At 59.8% G+C, this 18,039-nt stretch carries 16 protein-coding genes; 4 read left to right on the top strand and 12 right to left on the bottom strand.

Annotated features, from left to right (window positions below):
• Nucleotides 1–74: 74 nt before the first annotated feature.
• The 8 genes from BVL55_RS04660 to BVL55_RS04625 form a co-directional block, all read right to left on the bottom strand.
• Complete coding sequence (locus BVL55_RS04660; RefSeq protein WP_075995941.1) at nucleotides 75–1,688, bottom strand: TRAP transporter large permease; 1,614 nt, start codon at nucleotides 1,686–1,688, stop codon at nucleotides 75–77.
• Between the two features lie 10 nt (nucleotides 1,689–1,698).
• Entirely contained in the window at nucleotides 1,699–2,379 is a 681-nt protein-coding gene (locus BVL55_RS04655) for a TRAP transporter small permease (RefSeq protein WP_083649362.1), read from the bottom strand.
• A gap of 287 nt (nucleotides 2,380–2,666) precedes the next feature.
• Nucleotides 2,667–3,671, bottom strand: a complete 1,005-nt coding sequence (locus tag BVL55_RS04650; RefSeq protein WP_075995939.1) for a DctP family TRAP transporter solute-binding subunit — start codon at nucleotides 3,669–3,671, stop codon at nucleotides 2,667–2,669.
• 234 nt (nucleotides 3,672–3,905) lie between these two features.
• Nucleotides 3,906–5,339: a sigma-54-dependent transcriptional regulator gene (locus tag BVL55_RS04645; RefSeq protein ID WP_083649361.1), complete on the bottom strand. Its 1,434-nt coding sequence runs from the start codon at nucleotides 5,337–5,339 to the stop codon at nucleotides 3,906–3,908.
• Nucleotides 5,336–7,153: a sensor histidine kinase gene (locus BVL55_RS04640; protein ID WP_162841450.1), complete on the bottom strand. Its 1,818-nt coding sequence runs from the start codon at nucleotides 7,151–7,153 to the stop codon at nucleotides 5,336–5,338. Before BVL55_RS04640 ends, BVL55_RS04645 begins: the two co-directional genes overlap by 4 nt.
• Nucleotides 7,154–7,361: 208 nt before the next feature.
• The gene (locus BVL55_RS04635; protein WP_075995937.1) at nucleotides 7,362–8,405 is read right to left on the bottom strand and encodes an aldo/keto reductase; all 1,044 of its coding nucleotides are present in this window, start codon (nucleotides 8,403–8,405) and stop codon (nucleotides 7,362–7,364) included.
• A gap of 45 nt (nucleotides 8,406–8,450) precedes the next feature.
• Nucleotides 8,451–8,954: a MarR family winged helix-turn-helix transcriptional regulator gene (locus BVL55_RS04630; protein WP_075995936.1), complete on the bottom strand. Its 504-nt coding sequence runs from the start codon at nucleotides 8,952–8,954 to the stop codon at nucleotides 8,451–8,453.
• Between the two features lie 148 nt (nucleotides 8,955–9,102).
• Nucleotides 9,103–9,888, bottom strand: a complete 786-nt coding sequence (locus BVL55_RS04625) for a DUF3750 domain-containing protein (RefSeq protein WP_428977273.1) — start codon at nucleotides 9,886–9,888, stop codon at nucleotides 9,103–9,105.
• Nucleotides 9,889–9,930: 42 nt separating this feature from the next.
• Here BVL55_RS04625 and BVL55_RS04620 point away from each other — a divergent pair, with 42 nt between their 5' ends.
• Complete coding sequence (locus tag BVL55_RS04620; RefSeq protein WP_205410842.1) at nucleotides 9,931–10,113, top strand: hypothetical protein; 183 nt, start codon at nucleotides 9,931–9,933, stop codon at nucleotides 10,111–10,113.
• A gap of 90 nt (nucleotides 10,114–10,203) precedes the next feature.
• A complete protein-coding gene (locus tag BVL55_RS04615) occupies nucleotides 10,204–10,872 on the top strand; it encodes a transglutaminase-like cysteine peptidase (protein WP_075995934.1) in 669 nt (222 codons plus the stop codon).
• Nucleotides 10,873–11,146: 274 nt separating this feature from the next.
• Here the strand turns inward: BVL55_RS04615 and BVL55_RS04605 are convergent, their stop codons facing one another.
• Nucleotides 11,147–11,458, bottom strand: coding sequence for a hypothetical protein (locus BVL55_RS04605; RefSeq protein WP_075995932.1), 312 nt, complete (start codon nucleotides 11,456–11,458; stop codon nucleotides 11,147–11,149).
• A gap of 295 nt (nucleotides 11,459–11,753) precedes the next feature.
• Between BVL55_RS04605 and BVL55_RS04600 the strand changes: the two genes are divergently transcribed.
• Nucleotides 11,754–14,267: an ATP-dependent helicase gene (locus BVL55_RS04600; protein WP_075995931.1), complete on the top strand. Its 2,514-nt coding sequence runs from the start codon at nucleotides 11,754–11,756 to the stop codon at nucleotides 14,265–14,267.
• 35 nt (nucleotides 14,268–14,302) lie between these two features.
• On the opposite strand, the gene BVL55_RS04595 is transcribed toward BVL55_RS04600, so the two are convergent.
• Entirely contained in the window at nucleotides 14,303–14,746 is a 444-nt protein-coding gene (locus BVL55_RS04595) for a DMT family transporter (RefSeq protein WP_075995930.1), read from the bottom strand.
• 291 nt (nucleotides 14,747–15,037) lie between these two features.
• Between BVL55_RS04595 and BVL55_RS04590 the strand changes: the two genes are divergently transcribed.
• The gene (locus BVL55_RS04590; protein ID WP_075997893.1) at nucleotides 15,038–16,234 is read left to right on the top strand and encodes a multidrug effflux MFS transporter; all 1,197 of its coding nucleotides are present in this window, start codon (nucleotides 15,038–15,040) and stop codon (nucleotides 16,232–16,234) included.
• On the opposite strand, the gene BVL55_RS04585 is transcribed toward BVL55_RS04590, so the two are convergent.
• Nucleotides 16,231–17,586, bottom strand: a complete 1,356-nt coding sequence (locus tag BVL55_RS04585; RefSeq protein ID WP_075995929.1) for an aspartate aminotransferase family protein — start codon at nucleotides 17,584–17,586, stop codon at nucleotides 16,231–16,233. The genes BVL55_RS04590 and BVL55_RS04585 overlap by 4 nt on opposite strands.
• A gap of 6 nt (nucleotides 17,587–17,592) precedes the next feature.
• Entirely contained in the window at nucleotides 17,593–18,027 is a 435-nt protein-coding gene (locus tag BVL55_RS04580; protein WP_075995928.1) for a universal stress protein, read from the bottom strand.
• Between the last annotated feature and the right edge of the window lie 12 nt (nucleotides 18,028–18,039).

The raw sequence follows: 18,039 nt of genomic DNA, 5'->3' as shown, positions 1-18,039 counted from the left end.
CCGACGCAAGCCGGTGTTTTGGCGCCTGATTCTGCCCGTTTTCAATTTGTCTGTATCCCTCACCGCAGGCAGGACTACCGCGTCACGATTTCCGGGCCCATCAGGCTGTAGGGCAGCCAGGTCGACAGCACTTCCACATAGGTAACGAGGATCAGGAAGGCGAACAGCACCGCCACAAAGGGCAGTGCCGCCTTGACGACGCGAACCAGACTCATCCCCGTTATGCCCGAGGTGACGAACAGGTTTAGCCCGATCGGCGGGGTGATCATGCCGATTTCCATGTTGACCACCATGATGATGCCCAGATGGACGGGATCAACGCCCAGTTCCATGGCGATGGGAAAGACCACCGGCGCCACGATCAGCAGCAGGCCCGAAGGTTCCATGAACTGGCCGCCGATCAACAGCAGGATGTTGACGGCGATCAGGAAGGTGAACCAGGTAAAGCCGTAATCCAGCATGACGGCGGTGATTGCCTGGGGAATGCGTTCGGACGTCAGCACATGGGCGAAAATCAGCGCGTTGACGATGATGAACATCAGCATGATCGTCGTTTTGGAAGCATCGACCATGACCTTGCGGGTGTCCTCGTTGAACATCGCGGGAAAGAAATTGCGGGTCATCAGGGCGAAATTCCGCCCGAACACCGGCAGGCTGGCTGCCCACATCGCCGGAATGCGCCCGGCGGCACCGCCGCGCCAGATCGCATAGGCGATGCCGGAAGCAAGGGCGATCGCGCCGCCCCACAGCGCCCTGCCCGCGAACGTCACACCTTCCCACTCCGAGGTTACGAAGAAGGAGAGCACCATCCACACGAAGAAGAAGGAAATCATGTAGACAACCGACTTGAAGCCGATGCGCGCTTCTTCCCGGTCGCTGTCGGAAACCCATGCATGTTCCTTCATGGGGCCCATGTCACGATAGATGAACAAGGCAATGAAGAAGGCATAGACGGCGGCGACGGCGGCCGCCTCGGTCGGTGTGAACACGCCCCCATAGATGCCGCCCAGGATGATAATGATCAAGAACAGGCCCCAGCCGGCCTCCTTGCCCCCTTGCAGGATCTCGCCAAAGCCGCGCCATGGCTCGGCGGGCAGGTTTTTTATCCGTGCCACCACGTAAATCGCGATCATGAGCATCAGGCCGGCAACAATGCCCGGCACGACACCGGCCAGAAACATGCGCCCAACGGAAACATCGGTCGCGGCCGAATAGACCACCATGACGATGGAAGGGGGGATGAGAATGCCGAGCGTGCCGGCATTGGCGATGAGGCCGGCGGCAAATTCCTTGGAATAGCCGACCTGGCGCATGCCGGCGATGGCAATCGTGCCGATGGCGACCACCGTTGCAGGCGAAGAACCGGAAAGGGCTGCAAACAGCATGCAGGCCAGCACCGAGGCCATGGCAAGACCGCCGCGGAAATGACCGACCGTGGCGATGGCAAAGCGGATGATGCGCTTGGCAACGCCGCCGGTCGACATGAAGGCGGAGGCCAGAATGAAGAAGGGAATGGCCAGCAGCGTATAGTTCTGGGAGGCGGTAAAGAGCTGCAAGGCCACTGACGACATGGAGTCGGAGGAGAAAAACGCGATGACGATGATCGAGGAAAGCCCCAGTGATATCGCCACCGGCACGCCGAGAAAGAGCAGGCCCAGGACGAGTGCAAAGAGAATTCCGGTTTCCATGGCCTGCCCCTCAGTCCTTCAGCACGTCTTTGTTTTCAGCCACGAGTTCTTCTGCCTCGTGCCCGGCAATGACCAGTTCGCGCTCTCCGCGCCATATTTCCCCCATGGCCTGCAGCGCCCTGAAGCCGAACAGGGCCAAACCCACCGGAAGAATGAGATAGGCAATCCAGCGCTGCACACGCTCCTGAACCCCGAGCGCGTTCTGCACCCATTCGGGATAGCGCAGATCATCAAGGCCGATGCCGAGCTTGAACATCTTTGACCAGTAATCGACAGCGCCGCCCTTTGAGGAAGCGCCGAAAAACTCAAGCCAGGTGGCGGAAATGAGCATGGCTGCATAGAGCACCGCGCACAGAGCGCCGAATATCGCCACGGCGCGAAACAGCGGCTTGGGCAGCAGCCGGATGAAGGCATCGACGCCCAGATGGGAGCCGATCTTGACGGCATAGCTCATGCCGAAAAGGATCATCCAGGCAAACAGAATGCGGGTGAATTCGAGCGCGCCGCCCCAGCCGGTGTTAAAACCGTAGCGGGCGATAACCTGCACAAAGGATACAAGGGTGATGAGCGCCAGCAGGACGGCAATGGCGTTTTCCTCAAAGCGGTTCACCATATCGGGGCTGCGCCGTTCCCACAGCCACAGCAAACCAATGATGATCGCCATTCCTAGATAAGGCCAATACTGGCTCATGATCCCCTCCCCGATTCTGGTCGATTCTGGCCGATTCTGGCCGCATTTGGCCGCGCCTTTACCCCTACAGCGCCGCTCTTTCCTCCTCCAGGCAAGCAGCGCGCCGTTTTTCAGTCCAGGTCATGGGCTCATGAACACGGACTCATAAACAGAACAATCGTGATTATAGCAAAGCTCCGCCGCCGTTTACAGCGCGATGACAAACCATCGCGGCACGGGGCATGCCCTCTTAAAGGATGCGAAGCAGAAAGGGAGCGGGCAAAGAGCGCCCGCTCCCGGTATTTGGGTCAGTTGGAAGCGTTGGCCGCAACCGCTGCCTCGATGACGTCCTTGCCGATGTCGTCTTCGAATTTCGCCCAGACCGGTTTCATGACATCAACCCATGCCTGGCGCTGCTCGGCCGTCAGTTCGCGGATCACACCGCCGGCTGCAAGAATGCCCTGCTTGGCCTCCTCATTGACCGCCGTCGCATTTGCGTTGGCCTTGTTCACTTCTTCAGTGAAGATGGTCATGAACTGGGTGCGCACGTCCTCATCCAGGCTGTCGAGCCACTCTTTGGAAGTGACCGCCAGATAGGTCAGCAACTGGTGATTGGTTTCCGTCACACCGTCCTGAACCTCGAAGAACTTCTGCTTGTAGATGTTGGACCAGGTGTTTTCCTGACCGTCCACAACGCCGGTCTGAAGCGCGCCATAGACCTCCTTGAAGGCCAGTTTCTGGGCAGAAGCGCCCAATGCCTCGATCATGGCGACGGCGACATCGGAGGTCTGAACACGGAATTTCAGCCCCGCAGCGTCGGTCGGCAGGATAAGCGGCTTTTTCGCCGAGAAGTGCTTGAGGCCGTTATAGATGTAGCCAAGGCCCACATACCCCTTGTCGGAAATGGCGTTGAGCAGTTCCTGGCCTTTTTCACCCTGGGTAAAGGCGTCGACGGCCTTCATCGAGGAAAACAGGAAGGGAAGGTCGAAAAGACGGTACTTCTTGGTATAGGCCTCGAACTTGGACAGCGAGGGCGCAGCAATCTGAACATCGCCGAGAAGCAGCGCTTCCATCACCTTGTCGTCATCATAAAGCGTGGAGGTCGGGAAAACCTCCATGCAGGCCTTGCCGTTCATCTCGGAGTTGATGCGCTCGGCAATGGCAGTGGCAGCATTGCCTTTCGGGTGGCCGGTAGCGGCAACCACGTGGCTGAACTTGATGACCATTTCGCCATCATCGCAATCGGCTGCAGCGCCAAAGGCGGTTGTGGTCAGCAGACCGGCAGCGACAGCAAAGGTTTTGAGGAACTTCATGGATATACCTCCCGTTAAAAGAATGTCCTCCAGGCCCCGATGGCCCAGGTTGGCGGCAAAGAGCCCAAGCCCCTGCCGCCCGTCAAGAACGGTTAGACCGCAAATGTGACCAATCGGGGTGCACACCGGCAAAATGGGTAGAATCGGTAACATCACCCGTTCTGCATGTGTGGTTTCCCACCCGTTGGGCCTGGGAAGCCGCTAAAGACGGATGGTAAAAGGGCGTTGCGGCCCTCACCGGGAGGGGTGGTTTTTTGACTGCCTGTCGAGAAAGTCCTCCCGCGACAGGCCATGGCGCTGCATCTTTTCGTAGAGCGATTTGCGGGAGATGCCGAGCGCCTCGTAAACGGGCTTGAGGCTGCCGCCATGGGCGGCAAGGCTGGAGGCGATCAGCCTGCGCTCGTGGCTGGCCATTTGTTCTGACAGCGTGCTGCCGGACGATTCTTCGGCGGGTGCTGTTCCTTCGCCAAAAAGATCCAAACCAAGCGCAAACCGCTCGGCTGCATTCTTCAATTCGCGCACATTGCCGGGCCAGGCCCTGGCCGACAGTTCTGCAAGCAGGGTTGGCGGAACGGGGCGCGTCTCCAGCCGGTGACGGCTTGCTGCCTGGTACACAAGGTCTGAAAACAGCAGCGGAATGTCGCCAGGGCGCAATGCCAGCTCCGGCAGGCGGATGGTCATCGTGTTGAGGCGGAACAGCAGGTCCTGGCGAAAACGGCCGGCGGCAACTTCCTGCTCCAGATCAACCTTGGAGGCGGCGATAAAGCGGACATCGAGGCCGATCGTCTCATTGCTGCCCAGCCGGCTGATGGAGCGGTCCTGAAGAACTTGCAGAAACTTGATCTGCAGACCGAAAGGCATGCTCTCGACCTCATCGAGAAAGATGGTCCCGCCCCGGCCATGTTCCAGCCGGCCGTAACGGGCGCGCAGGGCGCCGGGAAAAGCGCCCACTTCATGGCCAAACAACTCACTTTCGAAGTGACCGGAGGGAATCGCGCCGCAATTGATGGAGACAAAGGGTTTTTCGGCCCGTTCGCTCAAGCCGTGGATGGCACGGGCGGTAATGTCCTTGCCGGTGCCGGTCTCCCCAACGATCAGCAGGTCCATGCCGGCCTGGGCTGCTGCGCGGATCTGCTTGCGGGTTTCCCGCATGACCTCGGAGCGGCCGGGCAAGGTGGCTTCAAGCTCATCAATCCCCTGCGCCCCGGAGCGAAGCCGGCGAACTTCCAGTGTCAAGGCGCGTTTTTCCAGCGCCTTTCTGGCCACTTCTATCAGATGGGCGGCGGTAAACGGCTTTTCGATGAAGTCATAGGCGCCGCGGCGCATTGCCTCCACCGCAAGCTGGATGTCGCCATGACCGGTGACCAGAATGACCGGCAGGTCGGGATCGATCTCCTGAACCTTGCCAAGCAGTGAAATCCCGTCCATGCCCGGCATGCGAATGTCGGTGATCACGACGCCGGAAAACCCGGCCGATATCTCGGCCAGCATGTTTTCGGCATGGTCGAAACACTCCAGGTCGAGACCATCGAGATCGAAGGCCTGACGGGTCGAGATGCGGATATCCTCTTCATCATCGAGGAACAGAAAACGGCCTTCCGCAGTTGAGCGGAGTGTCTTTGCTCCAGCTTCACCGGATTTCCCGGAAATGACGGTTGCTGTGGTCATTGGGCCGCTACCGTATCCTGCCCGCCGGAGCGGACGTTATCGCGTGGCTCCAATGGCGTTTCCTCTTCCCGCCAGGGTTCCAGTTCGATGATAAATTCCGCACCGCCCGCGGGATGATTCCTTGCCATCAGCTTGCCAGCAAAATCCCGGATGATGTTGTAGGAAATTGAAAGGCCGAGGCCGAGACCCTCATTGACGCCCTTTGTCGTATAGAAGGGATCGAACATCTTTTCGGCAACATCCTTGCTGAAGCCGGGGCCGCAATCGCGTATCTTCAATATCACCTTGTTGCGCTGGCTCGATGCGGTGATTTTCAAATCCGGCGCGGTTCGCCTGGCGTGGCTTGGCTTCCTTGTCTGGTCCTGCGCCGGTTTGCCCGCAGATTGCGCCATGGCATCAAGTGCGTTGGTCAACAGGTTGATCACCACCTGCTGCAGGCGGTTCACGCCCGCGCGCACCAGCAAGGGCTGGCCGGGAAGTTCCGTTTTTACCGTCACCCCGCTTTCAGCCACCCGGCCGGCAACCAGTTCCAGCGCCCCGTCAACAACCTCGCGAAGATCAACGGCACTGGTCCGCTCCTGGGGGCGGCGGGCAAAATTCTGCAGGTCCTTGCTGATGGCGGCCATGCGGGCGGTCAGCGCGGCAATGCGGGTTATGTTGTCTTCCGCCTCCCCGGTGCGCCCGCGCTGCAGATATTGCGCGGCATTGTCCGCATAGGACCTTATTGCGGCCAGCGGCTGGTTGAATTCGTGGCTCAGGGCTGCCGACATCTGGCCAAGACCGGCCAGTTTGCCGGCCTGGACGAGTTCCCGCTGAGTCTGGCGGAGGCGTTCGTTTGCCCGTGAGAGTTCCCGGGTACGCTCTCGCACCGTGCGCTCAAGGCGGATTGCATTGGCCCGCTCCATCCGGGCCTGACGGCTGCGGGTGAGCCAGCGGTTTGCCAGCCACATGGAGGCGACAACCAGCAGTGCAGATCCCAGCAGGCTGATCAGTGCCGCCTGGTTCCAGGCTTCGCCGATGGGGCGCAGGTTTTCCAGCACATGCAACCGCCAGCCGACGGGATTGATGGGCCGTGTGAAGAGTGCATAGCGCTCGCCTGCCCGCTCGATGCGACCCGCAAGGCTTGCCGGCGCCAGCAAGGTCATCAATTCATCGTCGGAAGCAAGCTGGCTGGCCTGCAAATCGCGCGCTACCACTTCCAGACGGTTGTCGGTGGCAAAAACCGGTTTGCCAGAAAGTGTCCAGGACCGCTCGATGGCCTCCACGGGGGCCAGCACGATCACCGAACCGGCATGGCGGTTTGCAATGCGTATGGAGGATGAAAAGCCATAGGCGCGTTTACCGTTGGCCAGTTTGACCGAGGAACGGCCCAGCCGGCCCTGGGCGGACGGGATGCGCAATCCGCGCAAATCGGCAATTGTCTCCGTCACCAGTCCCGTTACCCCGGCGAGAATGCGGCCGTCGGGAGAAGCAACCGCAATGTCCAGGCTGCCGGAAAGCCAGGTCGTGTCTTCCAATACGGATTTCAGGCCGGGATCCTGCGGAAGCGCGGGGTTGAGAGAGGCCAGGCTGATGATTTCCCGGCGTTTTGCCAGTACTGCCGGCACGAAACGATGTTTGTCGAGCTGGCTGACAATGGCTTCGGCCTGAAGGCGAAGGGTGTCTTCGGCGCTGTTGCGGATACCGGTTTCAGCAAGCCGTGTGGCACGGGATGTGGCAAGCCAGAACGCTGCCGCCGACAGCGCCAGCAACAGGCAAAACAACACGCCCTGTACCAGTACAGGTCTGCGCAACAGGCGCTGAAGTCTCTTCACGCCGCCTCCCTTGTCCTGCGCCAGCGCTTCCCCCCGGACGGCGCTTTGATGGCAGGCGGTGAGTATAGAAAGGGAAGCTGGCAGGGTCCATGGCTTCTTCGCCTGCCAGCCCCTGTTCGAACACACTTCTTGCAGCGCTGCGATCTCCTGCCGCGCTGCAATCGGGGGCATCAGCCTGTATCGGCCCAATATCAGCCCTGCAACGAGCCTAAATGGGCATCGGATGTTCGCGATGGGCTGCCTGGATATCCGCCATCACCGCATCTGATAGGGTGATATCCTTGGCGGCAATGTTTGTCCTGAGCTGATCCATGGAGGTTGCGCCAATGATGACGGAGGTCATGAAAGGGCGGGTCAGACAGAAGGCAAGTGCCATCTGCGCCAGGGGCAAGCCGTTCTTTTCAGCCACTTCGGCGTAGCGGGCAATGGCGGTTTCGCTGCGATCGGTATAGCGCCCGTTGAGGTTTGGCTGGATGGAACGGCGCGAGCCCGGCGGGATGCCGCCATCCAGATACTTGCCGGAAAGAGCCCCGGCGGCCAGCGGTGAAAAAGCCAGCAAACCCACGTCATCGCGAACCGCCACTTCGGCAAGATCGAGATCGAAAAGCCGGCAGATCAGGGAATACTCGTTCTGGATCGAGACGACACGGGGAAGATCAAAGCGCTCGGAAGCCTCAACCCATTTGCGGGTTCCCCAGGCGCTCTCGTTGGACAGGCCGAAGTGTTTCAGCTTGCCTTCCGCCTGCAGCTTTGCCACCTCGCCCAGAATGTCGGCGATCTCACCTTCAATGTCGCCGCGGTCCTGCCCGGACGGATCATAATTCCAGTTCTTGCGGAAGTGGTAGGAGCCGCGATTGGGCCAGTGCAGCTGGTAAAGATCGATGTGACCGGTTCTGAGCCTGACAAGGCTGGCTTCAAGCGCTTCACGCACAATGGCGCCGGTAACGCGCGCACCGCCGCGGATGTCCCGGTTTCCTTCCCCTGTCACCTTGGTCGCCACCACCAGCTTGTCTCGGTCGGTCCGGCGCTGCAGCCAGGTGCCAATGATCTCCTCCGTCAGGCCCGTGGTTTCGGCCCGGCGCGGGGTGGTGGGATACATTTCTGCCGTGTCGAGGAAATTCACCCCCTCGCCGACGGCATAATCAAGCTGTTCATGGGCCTCGGCCTCGCTGTTTTGCGAACCCCAGGTCATGGTGCCCAGGCATAGCCGGGAAACCAGCGTGTCGGTGTTCCCAAGCGGGCGGTATTGCATGGGCATTCTCCGGTATGTGTGGAAAGAATCAGCGTGCGGCAGCCATTATTGTGACCGGCCCGCCCCGCTTTGCAAACGGCCTTCGGTTTCAAGCCAGCGGATAAACTCATCCAGCAATTCCTGCACCGCAGAAAACCGGTCCCGGGAAAAGACCGTCAGCATCGCGCTGGTAAAGCCGGAAAGCCCGATCATGGCATCGCGGTGAAGCGCCCTGCCCCTGGCGGTGACCATGATGCGTTTTGAGCGCCGGTCACGGGGCGCTGCGCGGGTGACCGCCAGCTTGCGCGCAACAAGCTGGTTGAGCAGGCTGGTGAGCGACCCCCTTGTCAGGCCGAGTTTCCGGGCCGCTTCCGCCGGCGCAAGCCCTTCTGAATCCTGTTCATCTTCTTCAGGTGGATGGGAATGGCTGACCAGCAGATCCAGCAATTCGAACTGCGCAAGACTCAGCCCGTCCGGCAACAGCCTGTCGGCAGACAGCCGCATCAAGCGGGCCGCCTGATCAGCAGATCGGTAGAAACGATACAGGGCTTCGGCTTCGCTGGTGCGCATGAAACACCTCGTCCGGCAGGAACAGCCAGCACTATACCAGGATTTAGTTTGATATCAAATTATAAATCTGAAAGGCGTGTCAAATTTAGTTTGATATCAAACTTTATGTAGAAAACCACGGCGAATCAATTAACTGCACAATCGGTCTTCAATCGTCCGCCAGCGCCGTGGTGGTCAAATCCAGCCGGCCGAAGCCGGGCAGCTTGACCGCCGGGCGGCGGATGTCCACGCCGGCAACCAGGCCAAGGAAGTGGACTTCCAGGCCGCTGCGCAGGCCGACGGATACACCGGCGAACCCCGCCAGGCTGAGTTTGGCGTCCTGGCCATCGCCATCCACATGCCAGAAACGGCCCCAGCGGCTGCCATCGGCAAGGTAATCGCGCCCGACCGCCGTCGATGGCAGCGTGACGTCCAGTTTGGGCACCTGGCGCAGAACATGGGCAACAAAGGAATTGGAATTGGGGCCCGGCCAGATGCGGTATCCCCCACGGGCCGAATGCGGATACGCAGCAATCGCTGCTTCGACGCGCGGGATAAGCCGTGCCGCCCTTTCACCGCGTATGGTTTTGACGATGAAGGGCGTGTTGGAATACCAGCGTGCATCGGCTGCATAGGCGTTGCGCCGGACGGGATTGCCCCAGCCAACCTTGTCATAGCGGTCATAGGATGCTGCGCCGGCCCGTTTGGTGACAATCCAGCTATGGGTCGAAAGGGCTCCCTTCAGCCCGCCGGTACGCGCTGCCATGACATGGATGACGGCTTGCGGTGTATTGGCAGCCGGTGGGAGCATGCCGGCAGACGACCAGTCCGCCTGGCGCCAGGAAGCCGGCCGCTCGAGCGAAAGCCACCAGCCCGCAGACAACAGCGCGGGAAGCGCAAACAGAACGGCGAGCACAAACAGCAGTCTTTTCATCCACCGCACGGCACCCTGCATAAGGGTTTTCCTTTCAAGATGGCGCCCCACCTGGCGGAAGCCATGGCGGGCGCAGCTTCATTGGAACAAGCCTTCAAGCACTGCAAAAAGGCAGCATCTTGTCCGTTGGCCTGCAATTTCTGGCGCGGCAAAAGGCAGATCCGGCAGAAATCAGAAACCCGCAGAAACAGTGCAAATTTGCAACGCAGAACCGTGCAGTTAACCATCCCCGGCGCCTTTGATTGACTTAGCAAGGCGTATCGGCTTGGTTAACGGTTGGTTAACCGTTGCGGGGATTGGGCAGTGGTGCGTGGAGGGATACGCATTTTACCTGGCATGAGAAACGGCGCACTTGGGCGCGGCGGCGAAACCGTTTGGGCAAAAACAGCCGGGCGTGTGCGGCTCGCGGCATTGCTTGCGGCATTGTTCGTGCTGCTACAGCCGGCCGGCGCGGCAATCGCGGGCGAGCCCTTCCAGCGTACCGGGCGCCTGACGACCCAGCCGATCGGCCACTACGAATACTGCCAGCAAAACCGGCATGATTGCTCCATTCAAAGCTGGTCATCGAAACCGATGAAACTGAACCGCGAACGCTGGCGGCAGATGCGATTGGCAAACACCGTCTCCAATCAGGCAATCGAACCGCGCAGCGATCAGGAAATCTACGGCATTGAGGAATATTGGCATCTGCCGGATCAATCGACCTATTACGGCGATTGCGAGGACTATGTGCTGATGAAACGCAAAACCCTGATGGATCAGGGATGGCCAGCTTCCGCGCTGCTGGCAACCGTGGTGCTGCAGCCCAATGGCGAAGGCCATGCCGTGCTCACCGTGCGCACTGACCGCGGTGATTTCGTGCTCGACAATCTGTCGGATGAAATCCGCCGCTGGGACAAGACAGGCTACAAATTCATCAAGCGCGTGGCAGCACGCCATTCAGGCCGCTGGGAAGATATCCTCGACAGCCGTTCGGTGGTCGCCAGTATCAAGCGTATTCAATAGGACAGCTGGAAAGCTAGAGCGTGTCCGGTTTAAATTAAAGCAGTTTGCATGGATGGATTTTTCGCCTCTGGCAAGGAGAATACCGCAGCGCGGTGCCTTGCCACCTCGCGAGGATGTTCTCCGCGCTCAAGGCCTCGATCAATATCTCTCGACCTTTCGGCGTCAAACGGGCATTCTTGTGGATGTTCATTCGGTCCCTCTCCTGATCACTGATGGTTTGCAACTTCAGCTTTTCAGAATGGGATCGAGTGAACAACCTGGTGAGAACTCACATCTAGAGGTCCCCGGCAAGCGCTTCGGGAAAGGCCTGTTCCTTGCCGCAAAGGCCGCATTCGAGAAACTTCTTGCGCTTCTTTTCCCATTCCGCACGCTGACCGGCACCAATGGTCTTGCCGGTAATCACGGGATCCACCTCGCCTGCGTGAGGGTGCGGCACATCGCTTGCCTTGCTGTCGGCGACGAACACCACGTAAGGGGCGGCCAAAGGCGTGGAAAGCGGCATTGCAACGGCAATCATCATGGCGGCAGCCACGGTATAGTGGCGCGCGGAAGGACGCTTGCGGGCAAATTCGGAGATTCGTTTCATGGTTCGGTTCCTGCCAGTAACCGTTCGGGGCAGGAAAACCCTGCGCCATAAAGGTTAATTGCGCGTTAAGACTGTTAAAATCCTGACTGGCTGCAAGGTTCCGCTGCCGCCGGGTTTAAACGGCAATGTGTATCACGAATTCACCCCGCGGCTGCACATATCGCCGATGCAACCAGTACAGCCAGTGCGGCAGGAAACACGCCACGCGCCCAACCAACGGGGCGCGGAAGCCAAATGGCGGTGAACGGTACTCCCGCCACTTTCAATTTCCCTCCGAATCGCTACATTCCGGCAAATGCCCAGACCCACCGAACCCGCCCACCAGATCGCGCCTGCAAGAAGTGCAGCCGATGCCGCCTCCGGCGGCCCGCCATCGGACATTGCAGCGCGTGCGCTTGCCTCGCGCCAGGCGAAAGCGGCAAGCTATCTGGAAGGGCTCAATCCCGAACAGCGCGAGGCGGTGGAAACGCTTGAAGGTCCGCTGCTGGTGCTGGCTGGTGCCGGTACCGGCAAGACGCGGGTGCTGACGACTCGCATTGCGCATATCCTGGCCACCGGACAGGCATGGCCATCTCAAATTCTCGCCGTCACCTTCACCAACAAGGCGGCGCGCGAGATGAAGGAACGCATTGGCCGCTATGTCGGCGAACAGGTGGAGGGGATGCCATGGCTTGGCACCTTCCATTCGATTGCCGCCAAGATATTGCGCCGGCATGCAGAACTTGTCGGCCTGAAGTCCTCTTTCAGCATTCTGGATACGGACGACCAGATACGCCTGCTCAAGCAGCTCATCCGGGCCGAAGGCATTGATGACAAACGCTGGCCGCCGCGCCTGTTTGCCGGTCTTGTGGACCAGTGGAAAAACAAGGGCCTTTCGCCGGAGCAGATATCCGAAGGCGATGCGCGCTCCTTTGCCGATGGCAGGGGGCGTGAACTTTACCGCCAGTATCAGGATCGCCTGAAGGTGCTCAATGCCGTCGATTTCGGCGATCTGCTGGTCGAGAACATTCGCCTGTTCCGGGAGAACCCCGATGTGCTGGCCGAATACCAGAACCGGTTCCGCTTCATGCTGGTGGACGAGTATCAGGATACAAACGTCGCACAGTATCTGTGGCTAAGACTGCTGGCGCAGCGCAGCGGCATCGCCGAAGGCGATCTGGAGCGAAAAACCAATACGCCTCCCAACATTTGCTGCGTTGGCGACGACGACCAGTCGATCTATGGCTGGCGCGGAGCGGAGGTCGACAACATTCTGCGCTTTGAAAAGGACTTTCCCGGCGCAAAGGTCATCCGGCTGGAACGCAATTACCGCTCCACCGCCCATATCCTCGGCGCCGCGTCCCATCTGATCAGCCACAATGAGGGGCGGCTCGGCAAGACGCTGTTTACCGATGCAGCCGATGCCGGCGATGTGAAGGTGATGATCGCCGCCTGCTGGGATTCAGAAGAGGAAGCCCGGCAGGTGGGCGAGGAAATCGAACAGTTGCAGCGCCAGGACCATGCCCTGAACGACATGGCGATTTTGGTGCGGGCCTCCTTTCAGATGCGTGAGTTCGAGGACCGGTTCGTTACCCTCGGCCTCAATTACCGGGTAATCGGCGGCCCGCGCTTTTATGAGCGTTTGGAAATCCGTGACGCCATGGCCTATTTCCGCGTGGTCTGCCAGCCGGCGGACGATCTGGCCTTCGAGCGGATCGTCAACACGCCCAAACGCGGGATTGGCGAGGCAACGCTGCGTATCATCCACGATCATGCCCGCAAGCAGGGCATTCCCCTTTCCTCTGCCGTGCGTGAACTGGTCGAAACCGAAGAGTTCAAGCCAAAGGTGCGGGCAACCCTTGCCAGCCTGATGGACGATTTCTCGCGCTGGGCAGATCAGCTGGATGCGACCTCCCACACCGAACTTGCAGAAACGATCCTGGAGGAGTCCGGCTATACCGAGATGTGGCAGAACGACCGGGCACCGGAAGCGCCGGGCCGTCTCGACAATCTGAAAGAGCTCATCCGCTCCATGGAAGAATTCGAGAACATGCGCGGCTTTCTCGAGCATGTTTCGCTGGTCATGGATACCGAGCAGAACGAGGATCTCGACGCCGTGTCACTGATGACGCTGCATTCTGCCAAGGGCCTGGAGTTCGATACGGTCTTTCTGCCCGGTTGGGAGGAAGGACTGTTTCCCCATCAGCGCTCGCTGGATGAAGGGGGGCGGTCGGGGCTCGAAGAAGAACGCCGGCTGGCCTATGTCGGCATCACGCGCGCGCGGGAGCGCTGCACGATCTATTTTACCTCCAACCGGCGCGTGCACGGGCTGTGGCAAAATTCCATCCCCTCGCGCTTTATCGACGAATTGCCGGAAGCCCATGTGGAGGTGCTGGAACCCTCCAGCAGCTATGGCGGTTACGGGTCCAACCGGGTTGGCGGCGGCTATGGCGCCTCCCGTTTTGACACATCCGATCCCTTCACCTCCTCCTATTCCTCACCGGGCTGGCAGCGCGCCCAGCGCGGCAATGCAAGACGTGCAGCCAGTGCACAGGGCGACCCGGTGAAAAGCAATTGGGGTTCGCGGTCCGGTGCACAGGTGGCAGAGGATGGCGGCCGTAATCGCAGAGGGGGCGGCAGGGTGATTGATGGCGAATTGGTGGCTGCCTCGATCAATCAGCCTTCCTCCGGCTTTTCGGTCGGAGACCGGGTGTTCCACCTGAAGTTTGGCAATGGCAACATCGCCGCCATTGACGGCAACAAGCTGACCATCGATTTCGACAAGGCCGGCCAGAAGAAAGTACTCGACAGTTTCGTCGAGGGCGTTTGACGCCCAACACATTGGCCGTCGTGTCCGGGGCGATCTTATCCGGTGGTCACCAGATAAACCCCGCCAACCACCATCGCCGCCCCACCGATTTTTGCGAAAGTCAGGGGACTTGCGGCCATGCCGAACAGGCCTAACTGTCCGAAGACCATTCCCGCCAGAACTTGGCCGGCCACCAGCAGCACGAAAAACGGTCCGATGCCGATACGCGGAATAATGTAGGATGAGCCGATAATCAGCCCGGCGCTCATGATGCCAGCCGTCAGCAACCAGGGCGGAATTTCAGGAACTTTCTTCAAATCACCCAGGCGGTTTCCGGTTGCCAATGCAATTGCGATAGAGGCTGCGAATGCGATGCCAAAAAAGGGCACGTTGGCAAGCGGTCCCGAACCGAGAATCTTGGCGGATTGGGCAATCATCGGAAAATAGATCGATATGATCGCACCCAGGCCAAGCGCGAGAAAAATGTTTGGAATGGTCATGTGTCCCCCTTGTTGTTTCACCAGGCTACCACCCAATGCATTCAAAACAAATGCATCCTGCCACAATGGCGACAGGCAACTTGCACGCAACGGCGCTTTGTGAAACGCTGCAGCAATTCGTTTCTTCGCAACCGGTGAAAGCAGGCAAAGATACAATGAACCGGATTACCCCCAGCAAGGGCGTGGTGGTGCGCGCAAGGCGCGTGGTGCGGTAAAGCCGTACCATACCGGTTAGTGCGCCCCCGATCGTTATCGGGGGCTTTTTTTATTTCCATATAGATGAAGTTCGACATGCGCCCTGCACCCTCAGCCCCGCATCTTATCACCCTGATCCTGCTGACGGCCTTTGCCACCCTGTCCCTCAACATGTTCCTGCCATCGCTGGGCAACATTGCCGAGGCATTTAAGGCAGATTACGGCCTCGTCTCCCTCGCTGTGGGCGGCTATCTGGCGGTAACGGCTGTCATTCAGCTGATTGTCGGCCCACTGTCGGACAGGGTGGGGCGACGGCCGGTTCTTCTGGCGGCGATCGGCGTTTTTACCGCTGCCTCGGTGGGGTGCGCTGCCGCCCAGGATGTGTGGACATTCCTTTTCTTCCGCATGCTGCAGGGAGGCATGGTTGCCGGCTATGTTCTGTCGCTGGCAATTGTCCGCGATACACGGAGCGAACAGAAAGCTGCCGGTCTGATCGGCTATATCAGCATGGCCATGGCACTGGCGCCCATGCTGGGTCCGATGATTGGCGGACTGCTTGATACGGCATTCGGCTGGCGCGCGAATTTCGTTGTTTATGCTGCCGGCGGGGTGCTGCTTCTCGTCCTGTGCTGGTTCGACCTGGGAGAAACTCTGGAACGCGAACAGCAGGGCAAAGACGGCGTGAAAACAGGCGCCACCACCTTGCTGCGCGAACCGCGTTTCTGGGATTTTGCCCTGTGTACGGCGTTTTCCACCGGCGCGTTCTACATTTTTCTTGCCGGAGCACCGCTGGTGGCGATGACCGTCTTCGGCGTCTCAAGCGCCGAACTGGGCGTTTACATCGGTAGCATAACCGCAGGCTTCATGGCAGGCAGTTTCCTCTCGGCCAGGCTTGCAGAAACCCTTCCAATGGCAAGCCTGATGCTGGCGGGCCGTCTGGTTGCGTGCTGCGGACTGACAGGCGGACTTGTTCTGCTCTTTGCCGGCTATCTGACGCCGCTTACTTATTTCGGGGCAACGGTCTTTGTCGGTATCGGCAACGGCATCACCATGCCGGCCAGCAATGCCGGCGCCATGTCGGTGTTTCCGAAGCTGGCAGGAAGCGCGGCCGGTCTCAGCGGCGCCATGACGGTTGCCGTGGGCGCTGTGCTGACAACGCTGACCGGTGTGATGTTGACCGAAACAAACGCCGCGCCAATGTTGATCGCCATCATGCTGGCTGCATCGTTTGTTGGGCTGTTGGCAGCACTCCGGGCACAGATTTCGGCCAATCGCCGAACCCGCCGGGTCTAAAACACTTTTGAAAAAGCGGTTTCCAACTTGTCGGTCAACTCGCCGATCTGCTCATCGGTGATGATGAAGGGCGGTGCCAGCAACACATGATCACCCTGCCTGCCATCGATGGTTCCCGACATGGGATAACAGATCAGCCCGGCTTCAAAAGCAGCCTTTTTGAGCTTTTTCGCTATTGCCTTTGCGGGGTCGAACGGCGCTTTTGTCTCGCGGCTGGAAACAAGTTCAATACCGCGGAAAAGTCCCCTGCCCCTTATGTCGCCCACATGGGGATGCTGGCCGAAACGTGCGCGCAAGGCGCCGTCAAGCGCTTCGCCTGCCTGCTGCACCCTGGGCAGCAGGCCGCGGTCCATGATTGCGGTGAGCACTGCCACGCCGCCTGCCGTTGCGGCGGGATGGCCCATATAGGTGTGACCATGCTGGAAAAAGCCGCTGCCTGCGTCGATGGCATCATAAATTTTTGCTGAACACAGCATCGCGCCAATTGGCATGTAGCCGGCGCCCAGCCCCTTTGCGATGGTCACGATGTCCGGGGCGATGCCATCCTGTTCGCAGGCAAACAATGTGCCGGTGCGCCCCATGCCGCACATCACCTCGTCCAGGATCAGCAGCACGCCATAGTGGTCACATATCTCGCGGATGCGCTGAAAGTAACCGGGAGCAGGCGGAACCGCGCCTGCGGTGGCGCCGACAACCGGCTCCGCAATGAAGGCCATGACGGTGTCAGGCCCCAGCCGGTTGATCTCCGCTTCCAGTTCGTTTGCGGCGCGAAGGCCGTATTCCTCCGGCGTCTCATCGGCCCCGCGCAGCCGGTATTCGTAGCAGGGGGTGATATGGCTCGTTTCCACCAGCAGCGGGGCAAACTGTGCCCGCCGCCATTCATTGCCGCCGGCAGCCAATGCGCCCAGGGTATTGCCGTGATAGCTCTGGCGCCGGGCGATGACACGATGGCGTGTTGCTTCGCCCTTTTCGAGGTAATATTGGCGGGCAAGCTTGATGGCCGCTTCCACTGCCTCCGAACCACCTGAAACAAGATAGGCGCGATCGATGCCCCGCGGTGCCGCCTCGCACAACAGGGTGGCCAGTTGTTCTGCAGGTTCTGAAGTGAAGAAACCGGTATGGGCGAAGGCGACCTTGTCAAGCTGCGCCTTGATTGCCCCGATCACCTCACGGTCGCCATGGCCAAGACAGGACACTGCCGCGCCGCCCGAGCCATCGAGATAGCGTTTGCCGTCTGCATCGATCAGGTAACAGCCCTCCCCGTCCGCCACCAGGGGCGGATGATGGCGGGTCGAGCGGCCGAAAACATGGTTTTTACCGTGCCGGCGAAGCGCTGTTGGCAAAGCGCTCATTGCCGGTCAGCCTTCGTCGCGAACCACGAAGACAGACTGGCGGGCATGGCGCACCACGCGGGCAGCATTGGGGCCGAGCAGATAGTCTTTCAGTTGGGGGCTGTGGGATGCCATGATGATGGCATCGCATCCCAGCTTGTCGGCTGCCGCCATGATCTGCTCGTAAATCTTGCCGTGCACCACATGGGGGCGGACGTTCAGGCCCTCCTCGAAATGCTCGTTGACAAATTTGGTCAACTGTTTGCCAGCCTCCTGCGCCGCCTTTTCCTCGTAACCCTTGGGGAAATAGGAACCGACAATGGAAAGGCCGAAATCCGGCAATACCGACAGAACATGAATTTCCGCTCCGCTTGATTTGGCAAGATGCGCCGCCACCCCGGCCGCCTTCGACCAGGTGTGTTCGTCATCGACATCGACCGGGATGAGGATTTTCTTGAACATGATCGTTTCCTT

This window comes from Salaquimonas pukyongi, from assembly GCF_001953055.1.
In the GTDB taxonomy this organism is placed as follows: Bacteria; Pseudomonadota; Alphaproteobacteria; order Rhizobiales; family Rhizobiaceae; genus Salaquimonas; species Salaquimonas pukyongi.
Note: the sequence above shows the minus strand (reverse complement) of the source record. Positions and strands in the feature narration are given on the sequence as shown.